We start from the raw sequence: 8,533 nt of genomic DNA, 5'->3' as shown, positions 1-8,533 counted from the left end.
GCCCTGTAGGCATCGCACCGGCGGCGCCCGGCGGGCGCCGGGCGCCGCCGGGACGCACCGAAAGGCACCGGAACATGCGGGGGCGGCCGGCGGAGAAGGGATGAGCCTTCTCCGCCGACCGCCCCTTGGCGTGCGTGCGGACGCGCCCGGAGGCGTACGTCAGGTCAGAGCTTGGCCAGCTTCGGATAGGGACTGAGGAAGCGTCCCTGACGGCCGGCGAAGTCGATGACCACGGCTTCTTCGCCTTCGACTCCGACGATCCGTCCGAGTCCGTACTGGTCGTGAGAGACCCGGTCGCCCACGGCGAACTGCTCGATGGGCGGTGCGGGCGGCGGCGGAACGTTAAAGGGGCTGTTCGGCAGGTGGCGTCGGGTACCGGGGGGCCTCGTCATGTTCCGAGTATGCGCCCTCAGGCCCCTGCCGCACCATGCTCCGACCTCACACGGTCCTCACATCGGCATCAAACCGACACACAATCCCGGTTTCCCCGTAGCGTTACGTAGTTGGTTCGTGGCACCGCGCGCACAACTGTGCCCCACAAGCCCCGTCGGTGCTCAGAACAGGGCACTGTAGGCATTCAGGGCGGGCTGCCCGCCGAGGTGGGCGTACAGGACGGTGGCGTCGCGCGCGATCTCGCCCCTGTCCACCAGATCGATCATCCCGGCCATCGACTTCCCCTCGTAGACGGGGTCGGTCACCATGCCTTCCGTACGGGCCGCGAGCCGCATCGCCTCCAGGGTCGCCTCGTCGGGGAGCCCGTAGGTGCCCGCGTGGTAGCGCGCGTCCAGCTCGATGTCGGCGTCCTTCACCTCGGCCTGCACGCCGATCAGTTCCGCCGTCCCGCGCGCGATCCGGGCTATCTGCTCGCGGGTGCGGTCGGGATCGGCGGAGGCGTCGATGCCGAGCACGCGCCGGGGACGGCCGCCCTCCTCCGCGAGTGCGGCGAACCCGGCGACCATGCCCGCCTGCGTCGACCCGGTCACCGAGCAGACCACGACGGTGTCGAAGAAGACCCCCAACTCGGCCTCCTGCTCGGCCACTTCGTAGGCCCAGCGGGCGAAGCCCAGACCGCCGAGCCGGTGTTCGGAAGCGCCCGCCGGGATCGCGTACGGCTTGCCGCCCGCCTCCTCGACCTCGCGCACCGCCTGCTCCCAGCTCTCCTTGATGCCGATGCCGAATCCGGCGCGTACGAGGCGTACGTCGGCGCCCGCGAGCCTGCTGATGAGAATGTTGCCGACCTTGTCGTAGACGGAATCGGGCCAGTCGACCCAACTCTCCTGGACCAGCACGCACTTGAGTCCGGCGCGGGCGGCGACGGCCGCGACTTGGCGGGTGTGGTTGGACTGCACGCCGCCGATCGAGACGAGGGTGTCGCAGCCCTGCGCGAGGGCGTCGGCCACCAGATACTCCAGCTTGCGCGTCTTGTTGCCGCCGTACGCGATGCCGGAGTTGCAGTCCTCCCGCTTGGCCCAGAGCGCGGCGCCGCCGAGGTGGTGGCTGAGCCGGTCCAGGGAGTGGACGGGCGAGGGGCCGAAGAGGAGGGGGTAGCGGGCGTAGGAGTCGAGGGCTGCGGACACGGGGGCCTCCGGGTGGGTCAGGGGTGGGCGAGTTCTTCCAGGACGCGCCAGATCTCCGTGGTCACGGCCACCGCCGCGTCCGGGTCGCCGTCCGCGCACGCGTCGATGAGCCGCTCGTGCAGCTCGGCGGAGCCGCAGGTCACGCCCTCGCCGAAGCGCTGCCTCTCCAGGCGGCGGATGAGCGGGGTGTAGCGGGTGATGGTGGCCGCGGCGGCGCCGTTGCCGCAGGCCGTGACGAGGATGCCGTGCAGGTCGTCGTCGGCCCGCAGGGCTTCCTCCACGTCGCCGGACGCGACGGCCGCCGTGAACCGGCGGTTGGCCTCGCGCAGCGCGTGGAGGTGCGCGGGTTCCAGGCGGGGCACCGCGCTGCGGGCGACGAGCTCGTGCATGGCGCGGACCACGGCGGCCGCGTCCCTGACGTCGGACGCGTCCAGTGGCGTCACACGGGTGTGGCTCTGCGGTTTGGACTCCAGGAGCCCCTCGTCCACGAGCCGCGCGAACGCCTCCCGGACAGGCCCGCGGGACAGGCCCAGCGACGCGGCGAGGTCGGCGTCCCGCACGATGCTGCCCGGCGGGATCTCCCCGCCGACGATCGCGTCACGGATCGACGCGTACGCCTGGTCCCTGAGGAGGGTGCGTCGCACCGGCTGCATGGCTCCCATGAACTGAAATGTTAGATACCAATCTCCGTCAAGAACAAGGGGCTTGAGGGCACAGACCCCCAAGCCCCTGGTCGGCACTCACTTCCGCATCCACGGCCAGTCGCTCGAAGAGCCCGCCTCGAGCAGCTGCACCATCCGGAAAGCCGCGTCCGAAAGACCCCCGAACACATGGCGGTTGCCCGTGCCGGACTCGCCGTGGCCCACGCGGTAGCCCGCCAGGTTCCAGGTGTAGACCGGGATGTGCGCCGGAACCTGCTCGGTCGGGTCACCGTGGTAGTTGTACGTCGCCTGCTCGTCGGTGACGATCAGGACGCGGTCGTGCTTCTTGTAGAAGCGGCTCACCGCTTCGGTGGTGTTCGTGCCGCCGAGGCTGCCGAAGCGCTCCAGGATCTTCAGGACCGACTCGCCCTTGCGGTACTTCACCCGGGCACTGCTCGTGCCGAACTCGACCAGGTCCGCGTTTGCCGCCCGCAGCGCGAGCGCCGTGCCGAAGACCGCGGCCGCGTCCGCGCGGCTCAGCTGCGAACGGTCCGAGAGCAGCGACCACATCGAGCCGGAGCGGTCCACCAGGACCAGCGAACGTCCCGGCAGCGCGGGCACGTTGGCCAGCGAGTGGCCGAGCGCCTGCTCCAGCGGGTAGGCCCAGCGCAACGACGGCGCGTGCTGGTACGCGGCGAGGTAACGGAAGGGGAACTGCCGCGACTTCGCGACCTGCGCCGGGTCCGCGAGCTTCGCCGCGACGACGGCCGCCACCTCGTCCGAGACGCCCGCCTCGTCGAAGTTGCGCAGGTTGCGGACCAGCGCCATCACGCCCATGGACGGGATGACCGCTTCCCAGGCCGCCTTGTCCATCGGCCCCTGGAGCCAGCCCGCGAGCGCCTCCCACGTCATGCCCGCCGCCGCGAGCCGCTCGGCGCCGCCCGCGCCGGTGACCACCGCGCGCCGCCCGGCCACCGGCACCGCCATCAGCTCGCGGTGCGCGGCAAGGACGCGGGCGGAGGCAGGCGGCAGTGCGGTGTCGGGGTGGTGGCGGCGGTCGAGCGCGTACCGGAAGAGGGCGCCCTGCCACGGCTTGTCCGGGTCGGGTGCGGCGTGCACGAGGTTGAGGATGTCGCCGAAGCGGTAGCCCTTGGACGCCGTGTCGTACTTGAGCAGCGCCTTCTCGCCGTACAGCCGGCGTACGGCGTCGGCGATGCCGCGCTTGACGGGCTTGGGGATGTTCCGGCCGTACGCCGCCGTCCAGTATCCGAGCAGTTCGCCGGGCTCGTCCGGGCGCCGCAGCACGGAGGCGACGACCGAGCGGTTGGCGGGGCCTTCGGCGGCACCGGCGTCGAGGCGCGCCTTGACGTACTCGGCGGCGCCGACGATCGCGGCCGTGCGCATGTTGCCCTCGCCGCGCAGCCAGCCGAGCAGGTCCGCGGTCCACTGAGGGTCCTCGACGGCGAGGCGGCGCACGAGCGTGGCGAAACGGTCGTCGCGGGCGTCCCCGGTCTCGTAAAAGGTCTGCTGGGAAACGAAATTCGCCACCGCGAGCAGAAAGAGCTCGGAACGGGGGTCGCGGATACGGCCCCGGCCGCCCTGGTGTGTCGGTGCGATGCGCCCGGTCGACTTCACGGCGGAAGTGACCAGCGCCTTCGCAGACTTGGTGTTGAAGCGTGCCATGTGAATTCCCCCGAATTCAGAATTACTGCCTCCCGAGATCAAAGTGGCGGCGGCGTCGTTTCATCGGAAGAAGTAGCCGCCGCCCGCGCACCGGGAGGAGTTTCACTCTAAGAGAGCGGCCTTTCGGGGGACCAATGCTTTTTCGGCGACCGCCGGTCGGTGACCGCCGTTCAGGGGCGCTGCCGCCGCCAGGGTCCCGTGATCGCCAGCATGATTCCGGGGGTCTGGATGTTGGCGTAGAGCGTCTTGCCGTCGGGCGAGAAGGTGACGCCGGTGAACTCGCTGTAGGAGGGTTCCTCCGGGGTGCCCGCGTTGAGTTCGTTGCGCGCGATCGGGTACGTACGGCCGCGCTCGGTCGCCCCGAAGAGGTGCTGGACGCCCTCGCCGTCCTCGGCGATGACGAGGCCGCCGTACGGGGAGACGGTGATGTTGTCGGGGCCGTCGAAGGCGCCGTCCTTCGAGGGGTCGGGATTGACGCCGAGCAGGACCTTCAGGGTGAGGGTGCGGCGCGAGGGGTGGTAGAACCACACCTGCCCGTCGTGCTGGACGGGGCTCTCGTCGCGGGCGTACGAGGCGACGATGTAGACGCCGCCGTCGCCCCACCACATGCCTTCGAGCTTGCGGGCGCGCGTGATGTCGCCGTCGTCGAACTGCTCGCGCACCGGGACCGTGCGCGCGTCGCGGTCCGGGACCTCGATCCAGTCCACGCCGTACACGGTGCCGATCCTGGTGGCGCGGGAGAGGTCGTCCACGAAGCGGCCGCCGGAGTCGTAGCACTTGGGCGCCTTCAGGACGCCCGCCTCGTCGGAGAGGGTGCGCAGCTTGCCGCGGCCGTGCCGGAAGCCGTGCGGCGGGGTCCAGCGGTAGAGCAGGCCGTTCGGCCCGGAGGCGTCCTCGGTGAGGTAGAGGTGGCCGCGTTTGGGGTCGACGACGACGGCTTCGTGGGCGTAACGGCCGAGCGCCTTGACCGGCTTCGGTGCGCGGTTGGCCCGCCGGTCGTGGGGGTCGACCTCGAAGACGTAGCCGTGGTCCTTGGTCATGCCGTTCTTGCCGGCCCGGTCCTCGGTCTCCTCGCAGGTCAGCCAGGTGCCCCAGGGAGTGCTGCCGCCCGCGCAGTTGGTGGCGGTGCCCGCTATGCCGACCCATTCGGCGACGTGTCCGTCACGGCGGACCTCGACGACGGTGCAGCCGCCCGCGGCCGCCGGGTCGTAGACGAGGCCTTCGGTGAGCGGGACCGGGTGCGGCCACTTGGCGCGGGGGCCTGCCAGCTCGTGGTTGTTGACGAGCAGCGTCGTGCCGCGCGGTCCCTCGAAGGTGGCCGTGCCGTCGTGGTTGGACGGCGTGAATTCGCCGCTCTCCAGCTTCGTCTTCCCGCTGTGGGTCAGGACGCGGTACGAGAATCCGGCGGGCAGCGCGAGCAGGCCGTCCGGGTCGGGGACCAGGGGGCCGTAGCCGGGGGCGCCGCCGAGCGCGTCGGCCCCCTGATCCCCGTCTTCCGTGGTCTCCTGGGCGGCGAGCGCGCCGGGCGCCGTGGCGAGCGCGCCGACGCTGCCGGCGAGGGCGACGCCCGCGCCGGTGATCGCGGAGCGTCTGGCGAAGTCCCTGCGGGTGAGCGACATGATGTCTCCTCGGGCGGGTGCAAGGGGCCGGGGCGCGGCCGGGCTGCTGTCGGCGTCACATTCGCGCTCACGTATAAACGGCGGTTGAACACTGTCCGACGTCGAGGGGCTTCCTTCCATGAACCTGCCTGCCACCGGCCGCCGTGTCCTGATCAGCGGGGCCTCCAGGGGCCTGGGCCGCGCACTCGCACAGGCCTTCGCCGACAACGGCGACCGTGTCGCGGTGCACTTCGGCTCGCGCGAGGAGGAGGCGCGCGCGACGCTCGCGTCCCTGGCGGGCGAGGGCCACGTCCTGGTGGGCGGGGACCTGTCGGACCCGGCGGGCGCCGCGGACGTCGCAGGGCGGGCCGCCGCCGCGCTCGGCGGCAGCCCCGACGTCCTGGTGAACAACGCCGCCGTGAACCTGCCGCATCCCCTCGCCGACACGTCGTACGAGGACTGGGCGGCGCTCTGGCAGCGGCACGTGTCGGTGAACCTCCTGGCCACGGCGAACCTCAGCCACCTGGCGGCCCGCGGCATGATCGACCGGGGCACGGGCGGCAGGATCGTGAACATCGGCTCGCGCGGCGCGTTCCGCGGGGAGCCCGACCACCCGGCCTACGGGGCGACCAAGGCGGCCGTCCACGCCCTCGGCCAGTCCCTCGCGGTGTCGCTCGCGCCGTACGGGATCGCGGTGGCCTCCGTGGCGCCCGGCTTCTTCGGGACGGAGCGGGTGGCGCACCGGCTGAGCGGCGAGGAGGGCGCGGCGATCCGCGCGCAGAGCCCGTTCGGGCGGGCGGGCACGGCGCAGGAGATCGCCGCGGCGGTGCTGTGGCTGGCCTCGCCGGTCGCGGAGTGGGCCTCGGGCACGGTCCTCGACCTCAACGGGGCTTCACATCTGCGTACGTGACCCGGTGGTTCCGCGCCCATGAGCCGCGGATCGGACGAGACGCGGAAGAGACTTCGTAAACCTTCGGAAATCTTCGTAAACAAGGTCAACGGGCGCGGATCACCCGCAATGCCAAGATTTCGTGCAGAACGCCTTGACCCGCCATCCACACGGCAATAGACATCCCCTACCTGCATCACCCGTTTGGGGAGGCGAGCCGCGTGGACGCTTCGCAGGCACGCAGCCTCCATGAGGGCCTGCTGATGAAGCTGGCCAATGTCACCGGTGTCGGCATCGGGAAGGACGAGCACTCGGGGTCGGACGTGATCGTCGTGTTCGTCGTCCGCAAAGTGCCCCGCGACCGGCTCCGGGACGAAGACGTGATTCCGGCAGAGCTCGAAGGCGTCCCCGTGCGCGTCCTCGCCATCGGCGAGCCCGCGGCGCAGTAGGACAGCCCGCGCGAGCGGACCGGAACTCCACCCTTCAACCAAGGGGAAGAGGTGGTCTGGCGTGGTGAGCCAGCCCGAATTGATGCGAGGACCCACCGGCGGTCAGATCAGTGACAGCTCGCGCCAGCAGGCGACAGGGGACTTCCTGGGCCCCCAGACGTCCCTGGCCAACGTCGTCGGCTTCGGCCACGGCGTGAAGTGGATCGACGGAGAGCCCACCGGCGAACCCGCGGTCATCGTGTTCGTGACCCAGAAGGTTCCGGAGTCCATGCTCCCGGAGCGGGACGTCATTCCCGCCCAGATGGACGACGGCACCCCCACCGACGTCGTCGCCGTCGGCCACGTCGCCGCACAGCGACAGCAGCGCAAGGCGAGCCGCGCCGACGACCGCTCGGTCACGTACGGCCCCGACGGCGGCGTGAGCGAGCAGCTCGCGGGCCTTTCGCAGCCCATGCTGGAAGAGCTCCAGGGGCTCGGCGCGTTCGAGCCGCAGCTCCTCAAGCGCCGGATGCGCCCGTGCCCCTCCGGCTTCTCGGTCGGCAACGTACGCGTGACGGCAGGCACGCTCGGCAGCGTGGTCTACGACTTCCTGCCCGGCGCCTCCGTCGACCCGCCGGGCGCCGGCCTCGGCGTACCGGCGAAGTTCTACATCCTGTCCAACAACCACGTCCTCGCCGACTCCAACCGCGCCCAGCTGGGCAGCGCGATCGTGCAGCCGGGTGTCTTCGACGGCGGCCAGGACCCCGCGGACCGCATCGCGACCCTGGAGCGCTTCATCACGATCCAGTTCGCCCCGCAGATCCCGCTGGAGCGGCACAACAACGTCGTCGACGCCGCGCTCGGCACCGTCGACTTCCAGGACGCGACCCGTGAGACGTACTTCAGCGGTGCGCCCCGGGCCTGGCGCCGCAAGGCGAACGTCGCGGTCGGCGACCTGGTGAAGAAGACCGGCCGTACGACCAACATCTCCTTCGGCCGGATCATCGCCGTCGACGCGACCATCGACGTCAACTACGGCACGGCGGGCACAGCCCGCTTCAAGGACCAGATCCTGACGACGAACATCTCGGCGGGCGGCGACTCGGGGTCCCTGGTGACCTCGCTCGACAACGTCGCGCTCGGCCTGCTGTTCGCCGGTTCCTCGACCGTCACCGTGCTCAACCACTTCGAGAACGTCCGCGCGCTGCTGCGGGTCGAGGTCTCCGAACAACTGGCCTGACCGGTCGCACCACGAGAGGAGGGGTTTCATGACCACTCAGGCACGCAAGCAGAAGGGCCAGAGCCGCGCGGAGCACCACTTCCACAATCCGCAGGGCGCCGAGGTCAAGACGCGTGACGAGGCATTCGCCGCGCCCCAGGAGGTGTCCGCCGAGGCGGTCGCCACCTCGTGCAAGCTGGAGCTGCACAACGGCGCGATCACCTTCGCCATGGAGGTGAAGTTCAACCCGAACACCTACCCGCACGTGGTGACCGGCGGCCAGATCACCTCCGGCATCTGCGGCGCCCCGTGGGAGATCACGGGCGGCGTCATGGGCGACAGCATCCGCCTGGACGCCAAGCGCACCGGCCAGGGCTCCTGCGCCGACACGATCACGATCGTCGGCGAGTACCAGAACCCTCCGGCGTACCGGGGTACGTACGGGTTCAACGGCGCGACGTCGTCGTTCAAGCACACGACGCTGTACCAGTGCTGAGC

At 70.9% G+C, this 8,533-nt stretch carries 9 protein-coding genes; 4 read left to right on the top strand and 5 right to left on the bottom strand.

The annotated features are described in order from the left end of the window. Window positions 1–164: 164 nt before the first annotated feature. The 5 genes from ACQKIP_RS32285 to ACQKIP_RS32265 form a co-directional block, all read right to left on the bottom strand. On the bottom strand, window positions 165–392 hold the full coding sequence (locus ACQKIP_RS32285) for a CarD family transcriptional regulator (RefSeq protein ID WP_135329399.1): 228 nt from the start codon (window positions 390–392) through the stop codon (window positions 165–167). A 162-nt stretch (window positions 393–554) separates the two neighbouring features. Next, window positions 555–1,577, bottom strand: coding sequence for a 1-aminocyclopropane-1-carboxylate deaminase (locus tag ACQKIP_RS32280; RefSeq protein ID WP_365853190.1), 1,023 nt, complete (start codon window positions 1,575–1,577; stop codon window positions 555–557). A gap of 17 nt (window positions 1,578–1,594) precedes the next feature. Then, complete coding sequence (locus ACQKIP_RS32275) at window positions 1,595–2,239, bottom strand: GntR family transcriptional regulator (protein ID WP_365853189.1); 645 nt, start codon at window positions 2,237–2,239, stop codon at window positions 1,595–1,597. Between the two features lie 78 nt (window positions 2,240–2,317). Further along, the gene (locus ACQKIP_RS32270) at window positions 2,318–3,901 is read right to left on the bottom strand and encodes a TROVE domain-containing protein (RefSeq protein WP_365853187.1); all 1,584 of its coding nucleotides are present in this window, start codon (window positions 3,899–3,901) and stop codon (window positions 2,318–2,320) included. A 170-nt stretch (window positions 3,902–4,071) separates the two neighbouring features. After that, window positions 4,072–5,520 (bottom strand): alkaline phosphatase PhoX, encoded by a 1,449-nt coding sequence (locus tag ACQKIP_RS32265; RefSeq protein WP_365853185.1) that lies wholly within the window; start codon window positions 5,518–5,520, stop codon window positions 4,072–4,074. 118 nt (window positions 5,521–5,638) lie between these two features. On the opposite strand from ACQKIP_RS32265, the gene ACQKIP_RS32260 reads away from it, so the two are divergent. From ACQKIP_RS32260 to ACQKIP_RS32245, 4 genes are all read left to right on the top strand, one after another. Next, complete coding sequence (locus tag ACQKIP_RS32260; protein ID WP_365853183.1) at window positions 5,639–6,409, top strand: SDR family NAD(P)-dependent oxidoreductase; 771 nt, start codon at window positions 5,639–5,641, stop codon at window positions 6,407–6,409. Window positions 6,410–6,609: 200 nt separating this feature from the next. Further along, window positions 6,610–6,837, top strand: a complete 228-nt coding sequence (locus ACQKIP_RS32255) for a hypothetical protein (protein ID WP_365853181.1) — start codon at window positions 6,610–6,612, stop codon at window positions 6,835–6,837. Between the two features lie 61 nt (window positions 6,838–6,898). Beyond that, on the top strand, window positions 6,899–8,056 hold the full coding sequence (locus ACQKIP_RS32250; protein WP_365853179.1) for a hypothetical protein: 1,158 nt from the start codon (window positions 6,899–6,901) through the stop codon (window positions 8,054–8,056). Window positions 8,057–8,084: 28 nt separating this feature from the next. After that, window positions 8,085–8,531, top strand: coding sequence for a hypothetical protein (locus ACQKIP_RS32245; RefSeq protein ID WP_365853177.1), 447 nt, complete (start codon window positions 8,085–8,087; stop codon window positions 8,529–8,531). Window positions 8,532–8,533 lie beyond the last annotated feature (2 nt).

This window comes from Streptomyces sp. NPDC059900 (assembly GCF_050270335.1).
Lineage (GTDB): Bacteria > Actinomycetota > Actinomycetes > Streptomycetales > Streptomycetaceae > Streptomyces.
The sequence above is the reverse complement of the archived record's forward strand: the minus strand, read 5'-3'. Positions and strand labels throughout refer to the sequence as shown.